Source organism: Citrobacter sp. CK194, from assembly GCF_030333395.1.
GTDB lineage: Bacteria > Pseudomonadota > Gammaproteobacteria > Enterobacterales > Enterobacteriaceae > Citrobacter_B > Citrobacter_B koseri.
Genome location: NZ_JAOWGA010000018.1, coordinates 189,258 through 212,878 on the forward strand (window position 1 = coordinate 189,258; position 23,621 = coordinate 212,878).

Genomic DNA, 23,621 nt, shown 5'->3' on the forward strand with positions numbered 1-23,621 from the left:
CATAAATGCCCGGTGACGCTATGCTTACCGGGCCTACGAATGCTGACGCTTAGCCAACCTGCGGGGTAAAAACAGCCACAGCGCCGTCAGCATAATCAGCGCGTACAGACACTTCCATCCCACCATTGCCAGCAATAACAGACACAGCAGAGCGCCAGTCACCGCCAGCGCGCGATAGCGTCCTGCCAGCAACCGACACCCGGCCAGCATGCACAGCAAGTAGATCATAATGAAAATGCCGTTGGCATAGACGATCAGCGCGTCGAGATTGATCTCAAGGATGTAAATGCACAATGTGCTGAGTACGCAACAGCCCAGTACGGCGTTCAGCGCATTGCGGGGAACGCGGCGGGCAGAAAGGCGCGCCAGATAATGATCTGGCCTGTCCTGCGCCTGTGACCAGACAAGGCGGGCGAAACTCTGGATATAGATATTCAGGCTGGCGAAGCAGGCCAGATAACCAATAATGCAGGCGACCCACAGCGCCTGTACGCCAAACAATCGCACGACGATGTCAGGGAGCGACGCTGCCGCCGCCATTTGCGCGCCGTAGGCGTCAAAATGCAGAACTGCCACCGTACACGCCCAATAAACGGAGCCGGCCAGCAGCAGGCCGATCATCAGCGCGCGCGGGAAATCGCGTTCAGGGTTTTTAAATTCCGATGCCAGATGGGCGAACGCTTCAAGGCCGACAAAGCACCAGAACATAACCGACAGCGCGGCGAACAGGGCGGGCAGCTCAATATCCGCAGGGGCAGGGAACGGAATTTTGTTCGGCTTGAGATCGCCCGCCCACCAGATGGCGACAATCAGCGCCACAATCAGCCCGGCAATGATCGTTTGCAGGTTGGCGCTGGAACTGGCGCCGCGAGAGCCAATGAACCACACCAGCGCCAGCGTGCCGAATTCCGCCAGTAAAAGCTGCCAGCCGTGCCAGCCAAACATCGCCTGACCGAACCCGGCGGCGATATGCAGCGCCGCAGGCAGGCCGACGGGGATGACCGACAGGAACAGCCATCCGGTGACGCGCGCCATTCGCGAACCAAACGCCATCCCGACAAAATGCGCCACGCCGCCCGCACTGGGGAAATGACGCCCCAGGATGGCAAAGACAATCGCCACAGGAAAGACTAAAACGATGAGCGCAGGCCAGGCCCACAGGCTGTTATTGCCCGCCACCAGCGCGGCCAGCGCCGGGACGGCAAAGACGCCGGTTCCTAACAGTGATGTCGACAACAGGCCCACGCCCTGAGCCAGTCCCAGCTCTTGTTTTAGTCCACTCATGAGTCACTATCCGGTTACGCCCAATTTTTGGGCAACTGCGCAGATTTTCGATGGTAACACAATCGGATTTACTTATGACGGGCCGCCTTAAATCGTTATGAAATGTGAGGTGAGCTACCGTTTTCGCGCGATTTTCTGCTGATAAGAATTTTTTTTCATCTGCCCCCTTGAAGGGGCAAAAACCCATCCCCATCTCTCTGGTCACTAGCCGGGAAACCGTTCACGGGCCGGCGTCACCCATAACTGATAAAGACTTTCTCAAAGGAGAGCTATCAATGAGTATTCGTCCGTTACATGATCGTGTGATCGTCAAACGTAAAGAAGTTGAATCCAAATCTGCTGGCGGCATTGTTCTGACCGGTTCCGCAGCGGGTAAATCAACGCGTGGCGAAATCATCGCTGTCGGTAAGGGTCGCATCCTGGATAACGGTACTGTGCAGCCGCTGGACGTTAAGGTTGGCGACATCGTTATTTTCAACGATGGCTATGGTGTGAAATCTGAGAAGATCGACAATGAAGAAGTGTTGATCATGTCTGAAAGCGACATTCTGGCAATTGTTGAAGCGTAATCCGCGAACGACACTGAACATACGAATTTAAGGGAAAGAGAAAATGGCAGCTAAAGACGTAAAATTCGGTAACGACGCTCGTGTGAAAATGCTGCGCGGCGTAAACGTACTGGCAGACGCAGTGAAAGTGACCCTCGGTCCGAAAGGCCGTAACGTGGTTCTGGATAAATCTTTCGGTGCGCCGACCATCACTAAAGATGGTGTTTCCGTAGCGCGTGAAATCGAGCTGGAAGACAAGTTCGAAAACATGGGCGCGCAGATGGTGAAAGAAGTTGCCTCTAAAGCGAACGACGCGGCAGGCGACGGCACCACCACCGCGACCGTACTGGCTCAGTCCATCATCACTGAAGGTCTGAAAGCCGTTGCTGCGGGCATGAACCCGATGGATCTGAAACGTGGTATCGACAAAGCGGTTGCTGCTGCGGTTGAAGAACTGAAAACCCTGTCCGTACCGTGCTCTGATTCTAAAGCCATTGCTCAGGTTGGTACTATCTCCGCTAACTCCGACGAAACCGTAGGTAAACTGATCGCTGAAGCGATGGACAAAGTCGGTAAAGAAGGCGTGATCACCGTTGAAGACGGTACCGGTTTGCAGGATGAGCTGGACGTGGTTGAAGGTATGCAGTTTGACCGTGGCTACCTGTCTCCTTACTTCATCAACAAGCCGGAAACTGGCGCAGTAGAACTGGAAAGCCCGTTCATCCTGCTGGCTGATAAGAAAATCTCTAACATCCGCGAAATGCTGCCGGTTCTGGAAGCCGTTGCGAAAGCAGGCAAACCGCTGCTGATCATCGCTGAAGATGTGGAAGGTGAAGCGCTGGCTACGCTGGTGGTTAACACCATGCGCGGCATCGTGAAAGTGGCGGCGGTTAAAGCGCCGGGCTTCGGTGATCGTCGTAAAGCAATGCTGCAAGATATCGCAACCCTGACCGGTGGTACCGTCATCTCTGAAGAGATCGGTATGGAGCTGGAAAAATCTACCCTGGAAGACCTGGGTCAGGCAAAACGCGTTGTGATCAACAAAGACACCACCACCATCATTGATGGCGTGGGTGAAGAGTCTGCGATCCAGGGCCGTGTCACTCAGATCCGTCAGCAGATCGAAGAAGCCACTTCCGATTACGACCGTGAAAAACTGCAAGAGCGCGTAGCGAAACTGGCAGGCGGTGTTGCGGTTATCAAAGTTGGCGCTGCGACCGAAGTTGAAATGAAAGAGAAAAAAGCACGCGTTGAAGATGCCCTGCACGCGACCCGTGCTGCGGTTGAAGAAGGCGTAGTTGCCGGTGGTGGCGTAGCGCTGATTCGCGTCGCGTCTAAAATTGCGGAACTCAAAGGCCAGAACGAAGACCAGAACGTGGGTATCAAAGTTGCGCTGCGCGCAATGGAATCCCCGCTGCGTCAGATCGTGCTGAACTGCGGCGAAGAACCGTCTGTTGTGGCTAACACCGTTAAAAGCGGCGACGGCAACTACGGTTACAACGCAGCAACCGAAGAATACGGCAACATGATCGATATGGGTATCCTGGACCCGACCAAAGTAACCCGTTCTGCTTTGCAGTACGCGGCATCTGTGGCTGGTCTGATGATCACTACCGAGTGCATGGTAACTGACCTGCCGAAAGGCGATGCTCCTGACTTAGGCGCAGCCGGCGGCATGGGCGGTATGGGTGGAATGGGCGGCATGATGTAATTGCCCACACCCTGCATCCTTCAGGCCGCAGGTGCGTTGGTTGCGTTTGCTAACCTCAGTCACTTACTTGAGTAATCTTCTGGGGATTAACAAACTGGCCGCCTTCCTGCAACCAGAATGATTTGGGGGCTCATCTCCCAGAATTTAGAAACCCCCGGGCAGAAATGTTCGGGGGTTTTTCTTTTGGTCATCTTTTTAGTATAAGATTCAGACATGGACGACGTGAGTGGCGTCCAGCTCATTGATTATGGGGAATAACATGCACGTAAAATATTTAGCAGGGATCGTCGGTGCTGCGCTGCTGATGGCGGGTTGTAGCTCCAGCAACCAACTGACCGCTGCCGGGCAAAGTGTGCGTTTTGTGGAAGACAAGCCTGGCGCAGAATGCCAGTTGATCGGCACTGCGACCGGTAAGCAAAGCAACTGGCTTTCTGGTCAGCACGGTGAAGAGGGCGGCTCCATGCGTGGTGCAGCGAACGACCTGCGTAACCAGGCTGCGGCAATGGGCGGAAATGTGATTTATGGCGTCAGCAGCCCAACGCAGGGAATGTTGTCCAGCTTTGTCCCGACCGCCAGTGAAATGAACGGTCAGGTTTATAAGTGCCCTAACTGATTACACTTCATTCTTCAACCTGCCTCTTTGTTGGCTGCGCTGTGAAACCCCAGTCACATAGTTATCTGTGCTGCTGGGGATTTCTTCGCTTGCCGCTGCGATGCAGGTTGAATGATTTTGTGTAATACAGTGGTCTATACAGGCGTATGTGATCGTAGGCCGGATAAGCGCAGCGCCATCAGGCGTTTTTCGCTTTCTCGACCGACTGCACGCGTAAATGATGCAACGCGCGCAGGCACTGCTCCTGAGTGAGTTTGTGCGTCTTATCAGCGGTTAGCGTTCTGACAAACACCTGGCACGGTTTCCCGGCCAGCTTCTTCAGCCGTGGGCTGAAATCAAGCAGTCGGCGTGAAATGGCCTCTGCCTCTTTGCTGCCAGAAGGGGTGCGGTTTTTCACTACGGCGCCGCTAAAATGTGTTTTACCTGTCTCATCGGTATAACGATAGAGCACCGCCAGATAATGGCTGAAGAGATTGTGCTTCCATTCAGGTTGCGCGTAGGCGTCATATTCCAGATTACCGTTATCCAGACAGTCAGCATCATATAATGGCAGAAAATCCAGTAGTGATGTAATACGCAGCACCAGCTCACGCATACCGGCATTATCTATAGCGCGAACAATTGCGCGCACCAGAACGTTAATCTGTAATTCATTAATCATCAGCTCGCATGTTTTACCGTCATGCAGCGTAAAAGAAAGCATGACGTTTTCGCTCTGGTCGTCTACCAGCGTTAATGTATTCACCCGGCGATTAATATCTGCGTTTTTGAGTTCCTCTTCCTGAATGGCCGGAATACTCTCAAGCATTTTTTTACTGACTCTATCCCGTGCTTTTTCATATTGTTGGCGAGCGTTGGGGGACAGGTGATGCTTCTGGTGCAGTCGGCTTTCCAGAGCGATCAGCAGATCTCTTAATTCCAGCGCCGTCAGAAAAAACAACGACTCTTTATTCCTCGGTTCTTTTATTTTTAATGCCAGCGCAATAAACTCATTCGCTTTGCGAATAACGCCTGTATTAACGCCTTTGATACTCATTGCCATAAAGGTTCTCCCTAACCAATTATTAATCAGGTAACTTAATTTGAATCAATATATAATTTTGAAATATATTCGGTGTGTTATGTTATTAAAATAACATAATATGGAAAGCGTCGCGCTATATGAACGGATTCAAATAAGCGATTTTAAGGGCGAGTGTCCGAAACCGGACACTCGGTTGAACAATTATTGCTGGCGTAACTGCAAATCTAATGGTGTTTTGCTCGGCTCCCCGCCAATTTCACGCGCCAGTCTGGGCACCATATAACCGGATACCCGCGTCAGCAGTTCACGCATAATTCGCCGCGCTTCATCGTCGCTCACCATGAAATGCGCCGCGCCCTGAACTTTATCCAGCACATGCAGGTAGTAGGGCATGACGCCGGCGTCAAACAGCGCATTGCTGAGGTTTGCCAGCGTTTGCGCGTTATCGTTCACCCCGCGTAGCAGTACGCTCTGGTTGAGCAGGGTAACGCCCGCGTTGCGCAGCGTCGTCATGGCCTGACGGAACGTGTCGTCAATTTCGTTGGCGTGGTTGATGTGGTTCACCAGCAGAATTTGCAGAGAAGAGCGCGCAAAGCGGGCTGCCAGCCCATCCGTAATGCGCGCGGGGATCACGATCGGCAAACGACTGTGGATACGCAGCCGTTTGATGTGCGGGATCGCTTCCAGTTGCGTAAGCAACCAGTCCAGTTCGTGATCTTTCGCCATCAAAGGATCGCCGCCGGAGAAGATGATCTCATCCAGTTCAGGGTGTGCGGCGATGTAGTCCAGCGCGACCTGCCAGTTGCGTTTGTTGCCCTGATTATCCGCATACGGGAAGTGGCGACGGAAGCAGTAGCGGCAATTTACCGCGCATCCGCCTTTTACCAGCAGCAATGCACGGTTGCGGTATTTGTGCAGTAATCCGGGCACGACGCTGTGCTGCTCTTCCAGCGGGTCGGTGGAAAAACCGGGGGCGGTTACGAATTCGTCCTGCGAGGTAAGTACCTGACGCAGAAGCGGATCGTTGGGATTGCCTTTCTCCATACGCGCGATGAAAGATCGCGGTACGCGCAGGGCGAACAGGCGTTTGGCGTCGCGTCCGGCCAACAGTTTTTCATCTGCGTCTATATTCAAAAGATGCAGTAGTTCATCGGGATTGGTCACAACATCGGCAAGTTGCGCTAACCAATCTTCTCTGGATGGGGTATTTAGGGTTACAATATGCGCCATTTTGTGGCTTAGCTACCAGTTAACAATTTTCAGAGGGCCTTATGGCAACGTACTATAGCAACGATTTTCGTGCTGGTCTTAAAATCATGTTGGACGGCGAACCTTATGCGGTTGAAGCCAGTGAATTCGTTAAACCGGGTAAAGGCCAGGCATTCGCACGCGTTAAACTGCGCCGCCTGCTGACCGGCACTCGTGTAGAGAAAACCTTCAAATCCACCGACTCTGCTGAAGGTGCCGATGTTGTCGATATGAACCTGACTTACCTGTACAACGACGGTGAGTTCTGGCACTTCATGAACAACGAAACGTTCGAACAACTGTCTGCTGACGCCAAAGCGATCGGCGACAGCGCGAAATGGCTGCTGGATCAGGCTGAGTGCATCGTGACCCTGTGGAACGGCCAGCCGATCACCGTGACCCCGCCGAACTTTGTTGAGCTGGAAATCGTAGATACCGATCCAGGCCTGAAAGGCGATACCGCAGGTACTGGCGGCAAACCGGCTACGCTGTCTACTGGCGCAGTGGTTAAAGTTCCGCTGTTCGTCCAGATTGGCGAAGTGATCAAAGTGGATACGCGCTCTGGCGAATACGTATCCCGCGTTAAATAAGACGCTGATATTAAGATTGATGACAACGTCTGAAATGCCCGATGGCGCAAGTTTATCGGGCCTACGGCGACTGCGTGACGCATGGGTATTACCGCCATTCGGTAAAACAGACGTGGAGTTTGTCAGCAATTTGCTAAGTTGAATTTATGGTGCGGCATTGAGCTGCGCCATACCTTTTCCAGGGCAGGAATGATGAAACGTCTTATCAGTCTTGTAGCACTCATCCTTTTCACCGGCGCGTTGCTGACGGGTTGTAATACCGCGCGTGGCTTTGGTGAAGACATCAAACATCTCGGCAATTCTATCTCTCACGCTGCCAGCTAATTATTTCCAGGTGTCTTAAAAAATCGTCGAACGCCCGTCACATTGCGGGATCTTGTCTATGCTTAAGTGGCTATACACAAACAACATTGGCTAGAAAAGGAAGACGTTATGGTTAAGAAAACAATTGCAGCGATCTTTTCTGTTTTGGTGCTTTCTTCCGTGCTAACTGCGTGTAATACAACACGCGGCGTTGGGCAGGATATCTCTGAAGGCGGCAGCGCCATTTCAGGCGCCGCGACCAGAGCCCAGCAATAAATGTGAACGGTACGGCGTGGCGTCGTACCGTTAATTGATTTGCTCCGGTAAGGATAAAAACGGCGAGTAGCGATTATCCATATGCAATTTCATGCGGATATTGCGTTTGTAGGTGTAGACCGTTTTGCCGTGAATACCGAGCGCAGCCGCGATTGCGTTGTTTCCCGCACCTTCCATCCACATTGTCAGCACCTTTTCCTCCTGCGGCGTAAGCAGCGGTGTGGCGGTTTTTGGCGTGTCAGTAACGGACTGGGCAAGCAGCACGTCCTGAATATTCCGCGATAGCTCATGCAGCGTGGCCTGTTTCGACACTACAGCATGGACCTGATACAGCGGGTCGCTATCGGCCTGGTACTGTACGCCGCCTGATTGCAGCAAAATTAAAGGCGTGGCTCCGCAGGCCATCAGGAGCGGCGCTGCTGGCTTAAAAGAGTGGCTGTAGTTGAAAAAACTATATAAGTCAGCGATAACCAGATGAGGTTTCCACTGGGAAATATGCTCTTTTGCCAGTAGCAGGTTATTCAACCCTGATACCAGGAACGAAGAATCAAATAAGCCAGAATGATTAAGCCAGGCCTCTATCCCCGTGCGGGTGAAATGGCAGCGGTCAATCACTAAAATTTTTAACATAAACTTTCCGCATCCAGAAGTAGGCGATGGCTTCCTGACCTCAGAAAGCGTCTCATCATAGAGAAGTCCGATGAGCGTCGAATGCGTGAACTGCGCTGCGAATTGCGCCCAATTCATGCTTTTGCAACGGCGGAAAATAAAAGGGTTGAATTTGATTTTTTCGCAGGCAAAAATGCTTTCTCACACCTCTGCTTTGCAGGACGACCTGCAAATGTATCTTTCACCGGGGACGGCCCCATTTTTCTGGAGCCAGATATGTCCTGGATAATTTTGTTCATTGCGGGTCTGCTTGAAGTCGTTTGGGCGGTTGGCCTGAAATATACCCACGGATTCAGTCGCCTGACGCCCAGCGTCATTACCATTGCAGCGATGATTGTCAGTATGGCGCTGTTGTCATGGGCGATGAAAACCCTGCCTGTCGGTACTGCCTATGCGGTCTGGACGGGTATTGGCGCGGTAGGGGCGGCTATCACCGGCATTTTGCTGCTTGGCGAATCCGCCAGTCCTGCGCGTCTGGCGAGCCTTGCGCTGATCGTAGCGGGGATTATTGGGCTGAAGCTCAGCGCTCACTAATCCTCCGGGAAAAGCGTTAAGCGCCGGGTTGTTTTACCCAGATTAATTTACTGACATCAAACCCTTCCCGGGTCGCGACGGCCAGCATCTGCTGCTTCATCTCTTCGGAGAGCGTCGGCGTGCGTGAGAGTATCCACAGGTAGTCGCGATCCGGGCCGCACACCAGCGCATGGCGGTACTCTCTGTCGATCGCAATGACGTTATACCCGCCGTAGAAGGGGCCGAAGAACGATACCTTCAGCGCGGCGCGGCTGGGGTCGCCCGTAAACCAGGCTTTCCCTTCTGTTTTCTGCCACATGCCCCTGTCCGGGTTGTAGCCTTTGTTGAGGACGTTCAGGCCACCGTCATCCCGCAGACTGTAGGTTGTCGTCACTTTTTCAAGACCGCTTTCAAAGCGGTGATCGAAACGCGCGATTTCATACCAGGTGCCCATGTAGCGTCTGGCATCAAAGTCAGTGACAACGGTAACGCCCCTGGGCGGGACAGGCGTGCTACACGCGACGACCAGAAACGCAGCGGTAACGGCGGCAACGACAGGCAGCAGGCGCATGGGATTTTCCTTAGCGGTTTTTTCTAAGTGTAGAACCTGGCGAGAAAAATAAGGGAGAAGGGGAAATAAAAAAACGCCCTCTTATCGCGCAGATAAGAGGGCGTATGGCTTAGATTGTGAGGATGCCGATTGCCGTGACAACGGTCAGAATCGCCGCCAGACCGTAGAATACCCATTTTCCGCTTGGCACATGGATTTTCAGGTCATGCATCGCATGGTGCATACGGTGTAAACCACACCACAGCGGCAGGACGATCATCAGGAACAGGAACGCGCGGCCAATGAAGCTCTGGGCGAACGCCAGTACGCGTTCATAGCTCAGCGCATCGCCCGGGAAAAGTCCCAGCGGCAGCAGAATACCCACCAACAGAACCATTACCGGCGCAATAATCGCGCCCCACATACCACCTGCACCGAACAGGCCCCAGAATACGGGTTCGTCAGAGCGTTTTGGATTTGGATTAATCATCCCGGACTCCTTACCAGTACAGGGCAACATACAGTATGACTACGGTGACAACCGCAGTAACAACCCAGAGACCTTTAATGATCGGCTCTGGCCCCATTTTTTCGTCTTTAACAATGATGTTGGCGGCTTTTGGCGCCAGCTCAAACCAGGTTTTGGTGTGCAGCAAGGCTGCCGCCAGGGCGATCAGGTTTAAGATCACCACTACCGGGTTTTGCAGGAAGCCAACGAAGCCCATCCAGGATTCCGCGCCATGTTTGAGGGCAAACAGGCCGAAAATCAGTTCAATGCTGAACCAGACTGCCGGAACCGCCGTGCCTTCGCGCAGCATGTAAAAGCGATAAAACGGCAGTTTTTTCCACCAGGTGGACGTCATTGGCCGCACATAGGCTTTGCGTTTAGTCGTCATGTTGCACTCCTTAGCGTGGTTTCAGGGTGGCGATAAGAAAGTCTTTCGAACTTTCCACTTTACCCTGCTGAATGGCCGCAGCCGGATCGACGTGTTTCGGACAGACTTCGGAGCAGTAGCCTACGAAGGTACAGGTCCATACGCCGTTCTGACCGTTTAACTGCGCCATACGCTCCTTCTTACCGTGGTCGCGGCTGTCTTCGTTATAACGATGCGCCAGCGTGATCGCCGCCGGGCCGATGAACTCAGGGTTCAGGCCGAATTGCGGGCACGCGGCGTAGCACAGACCACAGTTGATGCAACCGGAGAACTGGTGATACTTCGCCATCTGCGCCGGGGTCTGGGTATTTGGCCCCTGATCCGGCGTACGCGGGTTGCCGATGATGTACGGTTTGATCGCTTCCAGGCTCTCGATAAAGTGCGTCATATCGACGACCAGATCGCGTTCGATCGGGAAGTTCCCCAGGGCTTCAACCTTCATACCCTTGGTGTAATCACGCAGGAAGGTTTTGCACGCCAGTTTTGGCACGTTGTTGACCATCATGCCGCAAGAACCGCAGATCGCCATACGGCAGGACCAGCGGTAGCTCAGGTCCGGCGCCAGGTTATCTTTGATGTAGCCTAACGCATCCAGCAGCGATGTCGCTTCATCGTAAGGCACTTCGTAGAAAGCACTGTGCGGCGCGGTGTCGGTTTCCGGGTTATAGCGCACCACCTCAATTTTCAGGTTTTTCATCTCAGACATTACGCCTTCTCCTTCTTATCGGCGGCTTCCGCTTCAGCGCCATACACACGTTTTGCCGGTGGCAGAGTGGTGATTTTCACGTCGCTGTATTCCAGGCGAGTTGTGCCATCAGCATCGCGGAAGGCGAGGGTATGTTTGAGGAAGTTGACGTCGTCACGCTCGGTGCAGCCTTCGTCCAGACGCTGGTGAGCGCCGCGTGATTCTTTACGTGCCAGCGCGGAGTGCGCCATACATTCCGCTACGTTCAGACCATGACCCAGCTCGATGGTGTACAGCAGGTCGGTGTTGAATACGCTGGAGGTATCGGTGATACGAACACGCTTGAAGCGTTCCTGCAACTCCGCCAGCTTATCCACGGTTTTCTGCATGAGTTCCGGCGTACGGTAGATACCGCAACCTTCTTCCATCGACAGGCCCATTTCATCGCGGATTTTCGCCCAGTTCTCGTTGCCTTCCTGGTTAACGAGGTCTTTCAGACGTTGTTCAACGCCCGCAACCTGCGCGTCAAGCGCGGCGTCGTTAGCCGTGCCTGCGGTTGAGGCGCGTTCCATTGCTTGTTCGCCCGCCAGACGGCCAAAGACCACCAGTTCCGCCAGAGAGTTAGAACCCAGACGGTTAGCGCCGTGCAGACCTACGGAGGAGCACTCGCCAACGGCAAACAGACCTTTAATGCGGGTTTCGCAATTCTGATCGGTTTCGATGCCGCCCATGGTGTAGTGCGCGGTCGGACGAACCGGAATCGGCTCTTTAACCGGATCGACACCCACGTAGGCTTTCGCCAGTTCGCAGATGAACGGTAAACGTTCGAGCAGTTTTTTCTCGCCCAGATGGCGCAGGTCGAGGTAAACCACATCGCCACGCGGCGTGGAAATGGTGTTGCCTTTGCGCCATTCGTGCCAGAACGCCTGAGACACTTTGTCGCGCGGCCCCAGTTCCATGTATTTGTTTTTCGGCTCGCCAAGCGGCGTTTCCGGGCCCATGCCGTAATCCTGCAAATAGCGGTAGCCGTTTTTGTTGACCAGAATACCGCCTTCACCACGGCAGCCTTCGGTCATCAGGATACCGGAACCCGGCAGACCGGTCGGGTGATACTGAACGAATTCCATATCGCGCAGCGGTACGCCGTGGCCCAGCGCCATGCCCATACCGTCGCCGGTCACGATGCCGCCGTTGGTGTTGTAGCGATACACGCGGCCTGCGCCGCCGGTAGCCATCACCACCGCGTTGGCGCGGATCTGCACAAGCGTGCCTTCCATCATGTTCATGGCCACGAGGCCACGGGCATGACCGTCATCGACCAGGATATCCAGGACGAAGTGTTCATCAAAGCGTTGGATTTGTGGGAACTGCAAAGAGGTCTGGAACAGGGTATGCAGCATATGGAAGCCGGTTTTATCCGCGGCAAACCAGGTACGCTCAATTTTCATACCGCCGAAACGACGTACGTTGACGCTGCCGTCCGGGCGACGGCTCCACGGGCAACCCCATTGCTCAAGTTGCGTCATTTCAGTTGGACAATGGTGGACAAAGTAATCCACGACATCCTGTTCACACAGCCAGTCTCCGCCCGCTACCGTATCGTGAAAATGGTAGTCAAAGCTGTCATGATCCTGGGCGACAGCGGCTGAACCCCCTTCGGCAGCAACGGTGTGGCTGCGCATCGGGTACACTTTTGAGATCAGTGCGATTTTAGCGTTAGGATTCGCCTGCGCGGCAGCTATTGCAGCACGTAATCCCGCGCCACCGGCGCCTATAATGGCAAGATCGGCTTGAAAGGTTTGCACGACATTCCTCCAGATTGTTGTTATTTCGTCCCCGTACACCATCAGATTGAACTCCTGATTGATGCGGGTTGCGAACGCGTTTCCACTGCTCCTTTATAGGTACAACAGTATAGTCTTACGGATGTGAGGGAAATTTGACGTGTTCGATTTTTTTAGCGCATCAACGGGTCGATTTATCATTGATTCTGATTAATTTAATTACTAAACCACCTGGCTTCACTTTTTTTACTTTTCCGGCGGAGCGCATTATTCCCGCACAAAATTTGTTTCACTGGCGTGTTACGAGTAGACTTCGTGCCCTTGTCTTAAATCGGAGAAAGTACCATGAGCGAAACGGCAACCTGGCAGCCGAGCGCGTCCATTCCTAACCTGTTAAAACGTGCGGCAATTATGACGGAGATCCGTCGTTTCTTTGCCGATCGTGGAGTGCTGGAGGTTGAGACGCCCTGCATGAGCCAGGCGACGGTAACGGACATTCATCTGTTCCCGTTCGAAACGCGTTTCGTCGGCCCTGGCCACTCTCAGGGCATGAACCTTTATCTGATGACCAGCCCGGAATACCACATGAAACGCCTGCTGGTGGCGGGATGCGGCCCGGTTTTCCAGCTGTGCCGTAGCTTTCGCAACGAAGAGATGGGGCGTCATCACAACCCGGAATTCACCATGCTGGAGTGGTATCGTCCCCACTACGACATGTACCGTTTGATGAACGAAGTGGACGACCTGCTGCAACAGGTGCTGGAATGTCAACCTGCGGAGAGTCTTTCTTACCAGCAGGTGTTTCAGCGCCATCTGGAGATTGATCCGCTGTCTGCGGATAAAACTCAACTGCGTGAAGCGGCGGCGAAGCTGGATTTAAGCAATATCGCGGATACCGAAGAAGATCGCGATACGCTGCTGCAACTGCTGTTTACTATGGGCGTGGAACCGCACATTGGCAAAGAGAAGCCGACGTTTGTGTACCATTTTCCGGCAAGCCAGGCATCGCTGGCGCAAATCAGCACTGAAGACCATCGGGTGGCTGAACGCTTCGAGGTTTACTTCAAAGGTATTGAGCTGGCGAATGGTTTCCACGAACTGACGGATGCGCGCGAGCAGCAGCAACGCTTCGAGCAGGATAACCGTAAGCGCGCCGCGCGAGGCTTACCGCAGCAGCCTATCGATAACAATCTGCTGGAGGCGCTGAAGGTGGGGATGCCTGACTGTTCCGGCGTGGCGCTGGGCGTGGATCGTCTGGTGATGCTGGCGCTGGGGGCGGAAAGCCTCGCTGAGGTTATCGCTTTTACCGTTGATCGGGCATAAATCTGAAAACCCCTCTTTTGCGAAACAAAATGGCGCAATGAGCGCCATTTTGTAGCACATTTTTTCAATTCCCCTCTTATAGCCACAATATAAGTCTGGATGTTTGATACCATTCAGGTATCAATTCTGTGTTGATTTTTATTGCTGACCTCTGCAAGGGGGCAGTGCAAACCGGTGAGCGCCGTTTAGCCAACGTGCCCAGAGTAAGGGATGGTTTCATGAACCAGACAATAAAGAAGATGAGCCTGGCTGGCCTCATCCTGATGATATTTACGTCCGTTTTTGGTTTTGCCAATAGCCCGTCGGCGTTTTATTTAATGGGGTATAGCGCGATCCCGTGGTATATCTTTTCTGCATTATTATTCTTTATTCCATTTGCCTTAATGATGGCTGAAATGGGTTCTGCTTATCGAAAAGAAGAGGGCGGAATCTATTCGTGGATGAATAATAGCGTTGGCCCGCGTTATGCGTTTATCGGCACTTTTATGTGGTTCTCCTCCTATGTTATCTGGATGGTGAGCACTGCGGCGAAAGTCTGGGTGCCTTTCTCTACGTTCTTGTTTGGCGCAGATATGACGCAGCACTGGCGGATCGCCGGGCTTGAACCGACGCAGGTTGTTGGTCTGCTCGCCGTCGGCTGGATGATTCTGGTGACCTGTATCGCATCAAAGGGAATTAATAAAATTGCGCGTATTACGGCAGTAGGGGGGATTGCCGTGATGTGTCTTAATTTGGTTTTGTTGTTAGTGAGTGTCGCTATTTTGTTATTAAATGGTGGGCATTTTGCGGAAAATATTAATTTTGTCTCCTCGCCCAATCCCGGGTATCAATCCGGCCTGGCCATGCTCTCATTTGTTGTTTTCGCTATTTTTGCCTACGGCGGAATTGAAGCGGTAGGCGGCCTGGTGGATAAAACAGAAAAGCCGGAAAAGAACTTTGCGAAAGGAATTGTTTTTGCGGCAATTGTTATTTCCGTTGGTTATTCGCTGGCGATATTTTTATGGGGCGTTAGCACCAACTGGCAACAGGTATTAAGTAATGGCTCCGTTAACCTCGGAAATATCACCTATATTCTGATGAAAAGCCTGGGGATGACGCTGGGTAACGCGCTGCATCTGTCGCCGGAAGCGGCAATGGCGACCGGCGTCTGGTTTGCGCGTATCACTGGCCTCTCCATGTTCCTTGCCTATACCGGCGCGTTCTTTACGCTGAGCTACTCGCCATTGAAGGCCATTATCCAGGGAACGCCAAAAGCGCTGTGGCCTGCGCCGATGACGACGCTGAACGCGGCAGGTATGCCAGCCACCGCAATGTGGATGCAGTGTCTGCTGGTGAGTCTGTTTATTCTGCTGGTCTCTTTTGGCGGTGATACCGCGTCGGCGTTCTACAACAAACTGACGCTGATGGCGAACGTGTCGATGACGTTGCCGTACCTGTTCCTCGCGCTGGCCTTCCCGTTCTTTAAGTCTCGCGAAGGCCTGGAACGGCCATTTGTGATCTTCAAAACCCATGTTTCTACGATGCTGGCAACGGGCGTGGTCGTGCTGGTGGTGACGTTTGCGAATGTGTTTACCATCATTCAGCCGGTGATTGAAGCCGGGGACTGGAATAGCGCGCTGTGGATGACCGGCGGCCCGATATTCTTCTCGCTGTTAGCGATGGCGATTTATCAGAACTACAGCCGCCGGATGGCGAAACAGTTTCGCTGGGTGACAGACTGAGGAAAGATACATATTGAATTTCCCCAAAGCCCGAATGGAACACCCTCCGGGCTTTTTCGTATAAAATAATTTTGAGATTTTTATCAGAATGATATTGATGTATATATTTTATGATTATTTACATGTCAAATCTAGGGAAGTGATTTTTTATGATTGGAAATCATTGTTACTATGAATCTATTTGTGAATATAATTTTTGATTGCTTTTTTATACATGTGATGTCTATCTCATTACTGATTGAGAATCATGGCTATTGTCGGGTCAATGCTAAATTAACTTTGGTGATAAATTTTCATGATGATTAGCTTTCCACCTTTTTGTGAGATCGACGAATATGGTTTTCCTCATTGGAATGGGTTAGATTTTTTTCGATGGTATGCCTTACCTACCAATTGGCGTTTTATGACTGGGAAAGCATATCTTTGGTATTATAAAACAGCTTGGTTGATTCACCATAGGGCAATGATAAAGCAATACGCTTATGAAGCAAGAATCCCTGAATTACTCCTTGCAGGTGTTGCTGTTGCTGAAGTTGGCGGAACTCCAGAGAGATTTAAAGGTGTTGGTGTTCTGCAATTCAGACAGATAATTGAAGAAATATTGGGAAAGAACAGTAATGAATCGTCTAATGCTACATCGGTCGGTTCAATTGCTATCCAGATCGGTGTTGCAGCCAAAACAATAGGTATCCACCCTGATAAATTGACTCATTTTCAGCAATTTCGCCTGTCGCAGTGTTTACTTGATAACAGCTTTAACATTCGGGTTGTAGCATTCCATTTACATGATCTTATTTTATATGATAATCCAGACGCTGATACTTTATACTTGACTGACGAGCAGATAATATTGGCGGGTTCCAGATATAATCGTGGAACAATGAGAAGTAAAGATGATATTGTTCAATCAATTAGTGAGTTACCCGGTTCTCCGGGGCGTGAATATGGTGAATATGGTGAATATGGTCGTCGAATTATAGAAAAGAAAGATATAATACTTAAAATTATGCGAGGCGGTTAATGAGTTGGAAGTCTTTTACGTTGAATTTTATCTGGGGTATAGTAAGCATTATATCGATAATTATATTTTCAACGCAGGACAAGGAATGGTTTATCGATGGCAGGGGAATCAATGATATCTGTGATGTCATGAAATATATTGAGAATGATGATATTCGAACTGTGGGCATAACTTTAACTCTACCTCTGTTTATTCCTTTTATCTATGCAATTGTATGGCGAAGGCAACGTAGTATCTGGCAATATTCTGTTATAGTGGCTCTCCTGCTCTTTTGGTTATGGCGCTTTGTTATTCGATACCAATTATGTTGGTAAATAAGACGTTGGGTAGTGCTCAACACACCCAACGTTCATCTTATTGTGACACAATTTACAAACTTCCCGCCGGACGACTTTTCCTGGCTGCGGATGTCAGCGTTCTTCCTGTCTGCCTGCCATTCAGGCTTTCCAGGCGCATCTGGAACGGCGGGAATGGCATATCGATACCGTGCTCATGGAAGCCCGCCAGAATCAACTGGTGGATTTCGTGGCGCAACGGCATACGGTGCCCCATCTCTGCGGCATAGATACGCAGTTCGAAGATCTGAATCCCCTGTTGCAGGTCAACCAGGAATACTTCCGGCGCCGGGTTGTCAATCACCAGTGAACAGCGGTGCGCCGCAGTCAGCAGAATTTGCGTCACCTCTTCGCTGTTAGCGTCTGACGGCGCCGGGATGGTCAGCACCACACGCGTTACCGAATCCGACAGCGACCAGTTGATAAACTGCTCGGTGATGAACGCTTTGTTCGGCACGATAATCTCTTTACGGTCCCAGTCGCTGATGGTGGTGGCGCGGGTGTTGATTTTGGTCACGCTGCCGGTAAGGTCGCGAATGGTCACCGTATCGCCAATACGAATCGGCTTTTCGAACAGGATGATTAAGCCGGAAATAAAGTTGGCGAAGATCTCCTGTAAACCAAAGCCCAGACCGACACCGAGCGCGGCGACCAGCCATTGTAACTTCGACCATTCAATGCCAATCATCGAGAAACCGACCAGCCCGCCAATCAGCATCAACAGATACTTGGTGATGGTGGTGATGGCGTAGCCGGTGCCGGGCGTCAGATCCAGATGCTGCAAGAGCGCCAGCTCCAGCAGTGCGGGCAGGTTACGCACCAGTTGCGTGGTGATGATAAACACCAGGATCGCAATCAACACCGCGCCCAGCGTAATCGGCTCCAGACTTTCAACCCCTTGCACCGTGGAGGTGACATCCCACAGCGAGATATTCTCCAGGAAGCCAAAGGCGGAATGGATTTCCGACCACAGCACAATGACCGACAGCAGGGCGATAAGCATCAGGATAGAACGTACCAGACGCAGCGACTGGGCGCTGATGGCGTCGAGATCCACTTCGCTTTCATCCACTTCGACGGCCCCTTCGAGGCTGGTGGAGTGGGCGGGCTCTTCTTCACCGCGCGCACGTTGCGCCAGCATTTCGGCCCGGCGATGCTTAGCGCGATCGAACGCCAGACGGCGACGCTGAATCAGCATCCAGCGGCGAATGACGTGATAGATAACCAGCAGCAGGAACCAGATGGCGACGGAGGTCTCCAGTCGCGCCAGCAGCGCCTGCGCGGTGGCCAGATAGCCGACAGCGGCCGCAAGGATCGCAATGAGCGGCGCGCCCATCAGCAGGTTCCAGAGCATACTGTTGACCATATTGTCGCCGCTGCCCTCTTTATCGAGGTACAGCGGGATACCGGCGCGCTTCAGGCTCAGCGTGACAATCGCGAGCGCGCCGCAGATCAGGATGAAGCAGAGACGCCCCAGCGACGCGGAGAACTCCCGATCGTTAAGATTATCAAACATAATCAGCGCCATAATGAGCGGGACAATCAGCCCGATGCTCATCAGGTAATAGCGCATGGCGCGCGCGACACGGTTTCGGGGCCAGCCAAAATGCGCCACGAACAGACCGTTAGGGCGGGCAAAGGTGGCGCAAATCATGACGACCCACAGCAGCGGAACCGTTGCTGTCACCCCGTCGCCGATGGCGACGGCCAGAGGATAAGGCCATGCCTCCTGCAACCCATAGCCCAACGTGGCCCACAGTACGGGCAGCGGGGAGGCGACCAGAATCGACCAGAACACGGTGCGCAGCGTCAGCCAGAAGTGATCCTGCGTGACTTTCCCGACGCGGGAGGATGAACGCTCCAGAAAACGGGTAAAATGTTTGCGCGAATAGAGACTAAAACCAACCAGCACCAGCGCGCCAAACAGCGGCAGCAACGTCTCCTTGCTGGTAAGCATCATGATGCTGGCTTTGCCGAGCTGATTGAACGTATCCAGTGAGATCAGTCGACGCAGATCCTGAACGAGGCTGATAGGCCACGAGAGCGACATCGGACTCACGTCAGACGTCCAGAACAGGTAACGGTGAGTGGCTTCGTTGACCTCTTTCAGCGCGTCTTCCAGTTGACTATTGGACACTTTCAGCTTGGTGAGTTCGAGGATCAGCGTATCACCGCCCTGCAACAGTGAATTCAGCAGCTCGCGTTGGGTACGCAGTTGGGCGTCAAGAATGCGGCTCTGCTCAGAGGTCAGCGTTTGACCGTCGGCCTGGCGAATCTGACGTAGTTGCGGTTGTTTGTTGAGCAGGTCTTCGTAGCGCATACGGTGTACGCGTAGCTGCGCCATTTCGGTATCTAACTGTTGAGGCTTGGGCATTTCCGGGAGACGCGATACCTGCGCGCGCAGGGCTTCCCCCAGCATATTCGATACGCCTAACCACTGCGACTGTTCCCGCAGGGTGTTCAGGGCCTGACGAACCTGTAGCGTCTGGCTGGTGGCCTGGCGTTGCTGTGAGGCCACCAGATCCATGCGTTGCGCCTGCTGGTTAAGCGCCTGCGACAGCTCGCGGTTCACCTTGAACTGTTCGATAATGCCCGGCGGCAGGTCTGCGCTGTTTTCCGCCAGCAGTTCGGTGCTTTCCAGCGCTCGCTCTGCTTCTCGTTGGCGCTGGCTGTTTAATTGATTGCGTAATGCCTGTAACCAGGCATCCAGCTGTTGGCTCTGTTTTTCCGCCAGTTCGGAGCGCATTCGCGCCAGTTCCTGACGGTTATTCGCCGAAAGCTGCGCCAGTTCCAGCTCATCAACCTGCGCTTTGAGCCTGGCGGATTCGGCCTGCATACTCAGATTTTGCGCCTGGTTGAGCGGGGAGTTGCCGCTGGCGGTGCCAATGCGCCGCTCAATCTCATTTAACTGGCGACGGGCATCCGTTTGCTGTTGTGGAAGCTGGCTTAACGAATCGGCGATTTCACGAGCGCGCTCTCGCTCCTGCTGGGCCTGACGGCTTTTATCCAGCAACTGGCTGCTGACCTGGAGGATCTCCTGGCTTAGCGCATCGGTGGACATGCCTGGCGGCACGCTGCGCGGTTCATCGCGCAAGTTATTGAGCTGTGCGCGTAGCGTCGCGGACAGCTTAGGGAAATTGTCGATGACCTGCTGATATTGTTCGGCGCGCTCAAGAGAACCTTTTCGTTCCTCAAGCGCGTTCAGCGCGGACTGGAGGGCCTCTACGGCCTCTGGCTGAGCGGGTTTTGCCGCTTTAGCCTGCTCCAGTTCCTGGGCAATCAGTTTGGCGTCGGGGGCCGTCGCAGCGTACGCCCCCAGGCTGAGGCACCAGGCCATCAGAAAAGTGATAATCAGGCGCACAGCAGCGATCCTTTATTTAACTTTCGTCTTTCTTGTCGTCAACCAGCGGGCTGGCGTCGTGTTCGGCGTTGATCTCTTCTTCCGGCAGCGGCGCGGGTTCCGCTTCAGGGGTCACGAAGAGTTCGGTAGAAACGGCCAGCGGCTGACCGATTTTGGTCACTGACAGGCTTTGCAGCTGTTCAGCCAGCGTGACTTTACCCGGCGCAAACAGGTTGATCACGGTTGAACCCAGTTTGAAACGGCCCATCTCCTGACCTTTCAACAGCGCCACAGACCCTTCGCTTTCCCCTTCCGGCCAGGTCCAGCGTTTGATCACGCCTTCACGCGGCGGCGTAATGGTTCCTGCCCAGACGGTTTCGATGCTGCCGACAATGGTCGCCCCGACCAGAATTTGCGCCATTGGACCAAATTCTGTGTCAAACAGGCAGATCACGCGTTCGTTACGGGCAAACAGGTTTGGTACGTTCTGCGCGGTCAGGTGATTCACCGAGAACAGATCGCCCGGTACGTAGATCATCTCGCGCAGGATACCGTTGCACGGCATGTGTACGCGGTGGTAGTCGCGCGGAGAGAGGTAGGTGGTGACAAACGAACCGTTGCGGAACAGGTCCGCCATCAGGTAGTTACCTGCCAGCAGCGCTTCCAGGCTGTAGTTGTGACCTTTCGCTTGCAGGATTTTATCTTCTTCGATTTTACCTGACTGGCTGATCACGCCGTCAGCCGGCATCACCAGTATGTTTGGATCGGTATTCACCGGACGGACGTCGTCACGCAGCGGACGAACAAAGAAATCGTTAAAGGTGCGATAGCTGGCGGTATCCGGCTTCTGCGCCTCTTTCATATCGACCTTGTAGTATTTCACGAACAGATCGATAACCAGTTTGGTCAGCCAGCCCGCTCGTTTTCTCGCGCCCCAGCCCGCCAGGCGAGTGAGCCATAGTTTCGGCAGAATGTATTGTAGCGAAAGTTTAAATGAGTTTAACAAGGTAGCCTCCAGGCCATTGTTGTTCCTGAACCGGCATTGACGCCGGCATCCTGAAAAAAGGGGACGATTCTAGCGATGCTTAGCGTAGTTGTCAGTCGTCCATATCAGAAAAGTTTTTACGTGTTTTTACCTGTGCCATGCTTTCCAGAATGCGGTGATAATTTTCGAAACGGGTTTCTGCAATTTTACCGTCTTCTACCGCTTCACGGATGGCGCAACCTGGGTCGGTATCATGCTTGCAGTCGCGATATTTGCAATGGCCCAGGTAGTCATGAAATTCGACAAATCCGTGGGTGATTTGTTCCGGTTCGAGATGCCAGAGGCCAAATTCGCGTACCCCAGGGGAGTCAATCACATCGCCGCCGTGCGGGAAGTGATACAGGCGCGCGGCGGTCGTGGTGTGCTGCCCCAGACCGGAGTTATCCGACACATCATTGGTGAGGATCGCTTCCTGTAGGCCCAGAAGGGCGTTCAACAGGCTCGATTTTCCAACGCCAGACTGCCCGGCAAAGATGCTGATACGGCCGGTTAGCGCCTCTTCTAATGGTTTGAGGCCATCTTGCGTATGGCTGGATACCATCAACACGCGATAGCCGATGCCGCGATAGATATCCATCTGCTCATTAACGAAGTCCATCCCTTCGTCATCCAGCAGATCGATTTTATTGAGCACGATAATCGGTTCAACCTGCAACGTTTCGCAGGCCACCAGGTAGCGGTCGATAATATTGAGCGACAGCTCCGGCAAAATGGCGGAGACAATGACGATTTGGTTGATATTGGCGGCAATAGGCTTCACGCCGTCGTAGAAATCCGGGCGCGTTAGCACGGAGGTGCGTTCGTGTACGGCTTCGACGATCCCTTTGACGTTGACGCCTTCAGCCGCCGCTTTACCCGGACGCCAGACGACGCGATCGCCGGTGACCAGCGAACGGATCGTGCGACGGATGTTGCAGCGGTGAATCTCGCCATTGGCGGATTCTACGTCGGCATGCATGCCAAAGCGGCTAATGACGATACCTTCAGCGGTCTCGCCGAACAGGTTGTCATCGAAGTCTGCCTTCTCCGTGGACGTTTTTAGACGACGCTGGTGATTGGCTTTCACGCGGCGCTGTTGGCCTTTGGAGAGTTTATTTTTACTCAATCGTACTGGCTCCTGGTCGCCCGCAATGGGCAAAACATCTATGATACACGCTATTTTAGATGAATATAGTCACACTGACTGTGACCTCTGAAGGGTGGAAAATAGCATGAGTGCCAATGAAAACAACCTCATTTGGATAGATCTTGAGATGACCGGCCTGGATCCCGAGCGCGATCGCATTATTGAGATCGCGACGCTGGTGACCGATGCCAACCTGAATATCCTGGCGGAAGGGCCGACGATTGCGGTGCATCAGTCTGCTGAACAACTGGCGTTAATGGATGACTGGAACGTGCGTACTCATACCGGAAGTGGTCTGGTGGATCGGGTAAAAGCCAGCACGTTTGACGATCGCGCCGCAGAACTGGCGACCATTGAATTTTTAAAAGAGTGGGTTCCGGCAGGTAAATCACCGATTTGTGGCAACAGCATCGGCCAGGATCGCCGTTTTCTGTTTAAGTACATGCCTGAACTGGAAGCCTATTTCCACTATCGCTATCTGGATGTGAGTACGCTGAAAGAGCTGGCGCGTCGCTGGAAGCCGGAAATCCTTGCCGGTTTTACCAAGCAGGGGACGCACCAGGCGATGGATGATATTCGCGAGTCGGTGGCGGAGCTGGCTTATTACCGCGAGAATTTTATTAAGCTGTAAACGGCGTATTTGCCGGATGGCGAAGCGAAGCGTCTTATCCGGCTTACGATTTGCCTGCCGGGTGTGCTTGCGGCGGGGTGAATTTGGCGCTAAATTGTACGCTTTGCTGATAAATTCAACACTCAGAACGAAAACGGAAAAAATTGCGTTTTAGGGGGTTGCAGCAGAAAGGATTTCTCGTATAATGCGCCTCCCGTAACGACGCAGAAATGCGAATTACGACAGCAACAAATTTAATCACAGAATTTCAGATAACAGTCTGAAAAACGAAGATTAAGCGGGAATAGCTCAGTTGGTAGAGCACGACCTTGCCAAGGTCGGGGTCGCGAGTTCGAGTCTCGTTTCC

Annotated in this window: 24 protein-coding genes; 12 read left to right on the plus strand and 12 right to left on the minus strand. The window is 52.9% G+C overall.

Features of this window, described 5'->3' with window-relative positions:
* Nucleotides 1-33: 33 nt before the first annotated feature.
* Nucleotides 34-1,284 (minus strand): L-methionine/branched-chain amino acid transporter, encoded by a 1,251-nt coding sequence (gene yjeH, locus OGX80_RS12610; RefSeq protein WP_104867867.1) that lies wholly within the window; start codon nucleotides 1,282-1,284, stop codon nucleotides 34-36.
* Nucleotides 1,285-1,559: 275 nt separating this feature from the next.
* Here yjeH and OGX80_RS12615 point away from each other — a divergent pair, with 275 nt between their 5' ends.
* The 3 genes from OGX80_RS12615 (at nucleotide 1,560) to OGX80_RS12625 (ending at nucleotide 4,156) form a co-directional block, all read left to right on the plus strand.
* Nucleotides 1,560-1,853, plus strand: a complete 294-nt coding sequence (locus tag OGX80_RS12615) for a co-chaperone GroES (protein WP_000027827.1) — start codon at nucleotides 1,560-1,562, stop codon at nucleotides 1,851-1,853.
* A gap of 43 nt (nucleotides 1,854-1,896) precedes the next feature.
* Nucleotides 1,897-3,543 (plus strand): chaperonin GroEL, encoded by a 1,647-nt coding sequence (gene groL, locus OGX80_RS12620; protein ID WP_012134466.1) that lies wholly within the window; start codon nucleotides 1,897-1,899, stop codon nucleotides 3,541-3,543.
* A 259-nt stretch (nucleotides 3,544-3,802) separates the two neighbouring features.
* A complete protein-coding gene (locus OGX80_RS12625; RefSeq protein WP_024130803.1) occupies nucleotides 3,803-4,156 on the plus strand; it encodes a DUF4156 domain-containing protein in 354 nt (117 codons plus the stop codon).
* A 178-nt stretch (nucleotides 4,157-4,334) separates the two neighbouring features.
* Here OGX80_RS12625 and OGX80_RS12630 read toward each other — a convergent pair whose 3' ends face one another.
* A complete protein-coding gene (locus OGX80_RS12630; RefSeq protein ID WP_115182073.1) occupies nucleotides 4,335-5,198 on the minus strand; it encodes a YjeJ family protein in 864 nt (287 codons plus the stop codon).
* Nucleotides 5,199-5,381: 183 nt separating this feature from the next.
* The gene (gene epmB / locus OGX80_RS12635) at nucleotides 5,382-6,410 is read right to left on the minus strand and encodes an EF-P beta-lysylation protein EpmB (protein ID WP_012134462.1); all 1,029 of its coding nucleotides are present in this window, start codon (nucleotides 6,408-6,410) and stop codon (nucleotides 5,382-5,384) included.
* Between the two features lie 41 nt (nucleotides 6,411-6,451).
* On the opposite strand from epmB, the gene efp reads away from it, so the two are divergent.
* The 3 genes from efp (at nucleotide 6,452) to ecnB (ending at nucleotide 7,597) form a co-directional block, all read left to right on the plus strand.
* Complete coding sequence (gene efp / locus OGX80_RS12640; RefSeq protein WP_012134461.1) at nucleotides 6,452-7,018, plus strand: elongation factor P; 567 nt, start codon at nucleotides 6,452-6,454, stop codon at nucleotides 7,016-7,018.
* A gap of 189 nt (nucleotides 7,019-7,207) precedes the next feature.
* The gene (ecnA, locus tag OGX80_RS12645; RefSeq protein ID WP_024130802.1) at nucleotides 7,208-7,342 is read left to right on the plus strand and encodes a lipoprotein antitoxin entericidin A; all 135 of its coding nucleotides are present in this window, start codon (nucleotides 7,208-7,210) and stop codon (nucleotides 7,340-7,342) included.
* A 108-nt stretch (nucleotides 7,343-7,450) separates the two neighbouring features.
* Nucleotides 7,451-7,597, plus strand: a complete 147-nt coding sequence (gene ecnB / locus OGX80_RS12650) for a lipoprotein toxin entericidin B (protein ID WP_024130801.1) — start codon at nucleotides 7,451-7,453, stop codon at nucleotides 7,595-7,597.
* 30 nt (nucleotides 7,598-7,627) lie between these two features.
* Here ecnB and OGX80_RS12655 read toward each other — a convergent pair whose 3' ends face one another.
* The gene (locus tag OGX80_RS12655) at nucleotides 7,628-8,227 is read right to left on the minus strand and encodes a LuxR C-terminal-related transcriptional regulator (RefSeq protein WP_024130800.1); all 600 of its coding nucleotides are present in this window, start codon (nucleotides 8,225-8,227) and stop codon (nucleotides 7,628-7,630) included.
* A 255-nt stretch (nucleotides 8,228-8,482) separates the two neighbouring features.
* On the opposite strand from OGX80_RS12655, the gene sugE reads away from it, so the two are divergent.
* Nucleotides 8,483-8,800 (plus strand): quaternary ammonium compound efflux SMR transporter SugE, encoded by a 318-nt coding sequence (gene sugE, locus OGX80_RS12660; RefSeq protein WP_012134457.1) that lies wholly within the window; start codon nucleotides 8,483-8,485, stop codon nucleotides 8,798-8,800.
* Between the two features lie 16 nt (nucleotides 8,801-8,816).
* Here the strand turns inward: sugE and OGX80_RS12665 are convergent, their stop codons facing one another.
* The 5 genes from OGX80_RS12665 to frdA all read right to left on the minus strand — a co-directional run bounded on the left by OGX80_RS12665 (nucleotide 8,817) and on the right by frdA (nucleotide 12,754).
* Complete coding sequence (locus OGX80_RS12665) at nucleotides 8,817-9,350, minus strand: lipocalin family protein (protein WP_047459488.1); 534 nt, start codon at nucleotides 9,348-9,350, stop codon at nucleotides 8,817-8,819.
* Nucleotides 9,351-9,459: 109 nt separating this feature from the next.
* Entirely contained in the window at nucleotides 9,460-9,819 is a 360-nt protein-coding gene (gene frdD / locus OGX80_RS12670) for a fumarate reductase subunit FrdD (protein WP_012134455.1), read from the minus strand.
* Between the two features lie 10 nt (nucleotides 9,820-9,829).
* Complete coding sequence (gene frdC, locus OGX80_RS12675; RefSeq protein WP_012134454.1) at nucleotides 9,830-10,225, minus strand: fumarate reductase subunit FrdC; 396 nt, start codon at nucleotides 10,223-10,225, stop codon at nucleotides 9,830-9,832.
* 10 nt (nucleotides 10,226-10,235) lie between these two features.
* Complete coding sequence (frdB, locus tag OGX80_RS12680; RefSeq protein ID WP_012134453.1) at nucleotides 10,236-10,970, minus strand: fumarate reductase iron-sulfur protein; 735 nt, start codon at nucleotides 10,968-10,970, stop codon at nucleotides 10,236-10,238.
* Complete coding sequence (gene frdA, locus OGX80_RS12685; protein ID WP_047459485.1) at nucleotides 10,970-12,754, minus strand: fumarate reductase (quinol) flavoprotein subunit; 1,785 nt, start codon at nucleotides 12,752-12,754, stop codon at nucleotides 10,970-10,972. Before frdA ends, frdB begins: the two co-directional genes overlap by 1 nt.
* A gap of 324 nt (nucleotides 12,755-13,078) precedes the next feature.
* Between frdA and epmA the strand changes: the two genes are divergently transcribed.
* From epmA to OGX80_RS12705, 4 genes are all read left to right on the plus strand, one after another.
* Nucleotides 13,079-14,056, plus strand: coding sequence for an elongation factor P--(R)-beta-lysine ligase (gene epmA, locus OGX80_RS12690; protein WP_012134451.1), 978 nt, complete (start codon nucleotides 13,079-13,081; stop codon nucleotides 14,054-14,056).
* Between the two features lie 218 nt (nucleotides 14,057-14,274).
* Entirely contained in the window at nucleotides 14,275-15,777 is a 1,503-nt protein-coding gene (yjeM, locus tag OGX80_RS12695; RefSeq protein WP_115182072.1) for a glutamate/gamma-aminobutyrate family transporter YjeM, read from the plus strand.
* A gap of 295 nt (nucleotides 15,778-16,072) precedes the next feature.
* A complete protein-coding gene (locus OGX80_RS12700; protein ID WP_115182071.1) occupies nucleotides 16,073-16,798 on the plus strand; it encodes a hypothetical protein in 726 nt (241 codons plus the stop codon).
* Nucleotides 16,798-17,112, plus strand: a complete 315-nt coding sequence (locus tag OGX80_RS12705) for a YjeO family protein (RefSeq protein WP_110494770.1) — start codon at nucleotides 16,798-16,800, stop codon at nucleotides 17,110-17,112. The genes OGX80_RS12700 and OGX80_RS12705 overlap by 1 nt, the downstream gene beginning before the upstream one ends.
* Nucleotides 17,113-17,167: 55 nt before the next feature.
* Here OGX80_RS12705 and mscM read toward each other — a convergent pair whose 3' ends face one another.
* The 3 genes from mscM to rsgA all read right to left on the minus strand — a co-directional run bounded on the left by mscM (nucleotide 17,168) and on the right by rsgA (nucleotide 22,623).
* Nucleotides 17,168-20,494 carry a miniconductance mechanosensitive channel MscM gene (gene mscM, locus OGX80_RS12710; RefSeq protein ID WP_024130797.1) on the minus strand — a complete coding sequence of 1,109 codons (3,327 nt, stop codon included), beginning with the start codon at nucleotides 20,492-20,494 and terminating at the stop codon, nucleotides 17,168-17,170.
* Nucleotides 20,495-20,510: 16 nt separating this feature from the next.
* Nucleotides 20,511-21,479 (minus strand): archaetidylserine decarboxylase, encoded by a 969-nt coding sequence (gene asd / locus OGX80_RS12715; protein WP_114848033.1) that lies wholly within the window; start codon nucleotides 21,477-21,479, stop codon nucleotides 20,511-20,513.
* A gap of 91 nt (nucleotides 21,480-21,570) precedes the next feature.
* Nucleotides 21,571-22,623, minus strand: coding sequence for a small ribosomal subunit biogenesis GTPase RsgA (rsgA, locus tag OGX80_RS12720; protein WP_058668459.1), 1,053 nt, complete (start codon nucleotides 22,621-22,623; stop codon nucleotides 21,571-21,573).
* A 106-nt stretch (nucleotides 22,624-22,729) separates the two neighbouring features.
* On the opposite strand from rsgA, the gene orn reads away from it, so the two are divergent.
* On the plus strand, nucleotides 22,730-23,275 hold the full coding sequence (gene orn / locus OGX80_RS12725) for an oligoribonuclease (RefSeq protein WP_049011514.1): 546 nt from the start codon (nucleotides 22,730-22,732) through the stop codon (nucleotides 23,273-23,275).
* Nucleotides 23,276-23,621 lie beyond the last annotated feature (346 nt).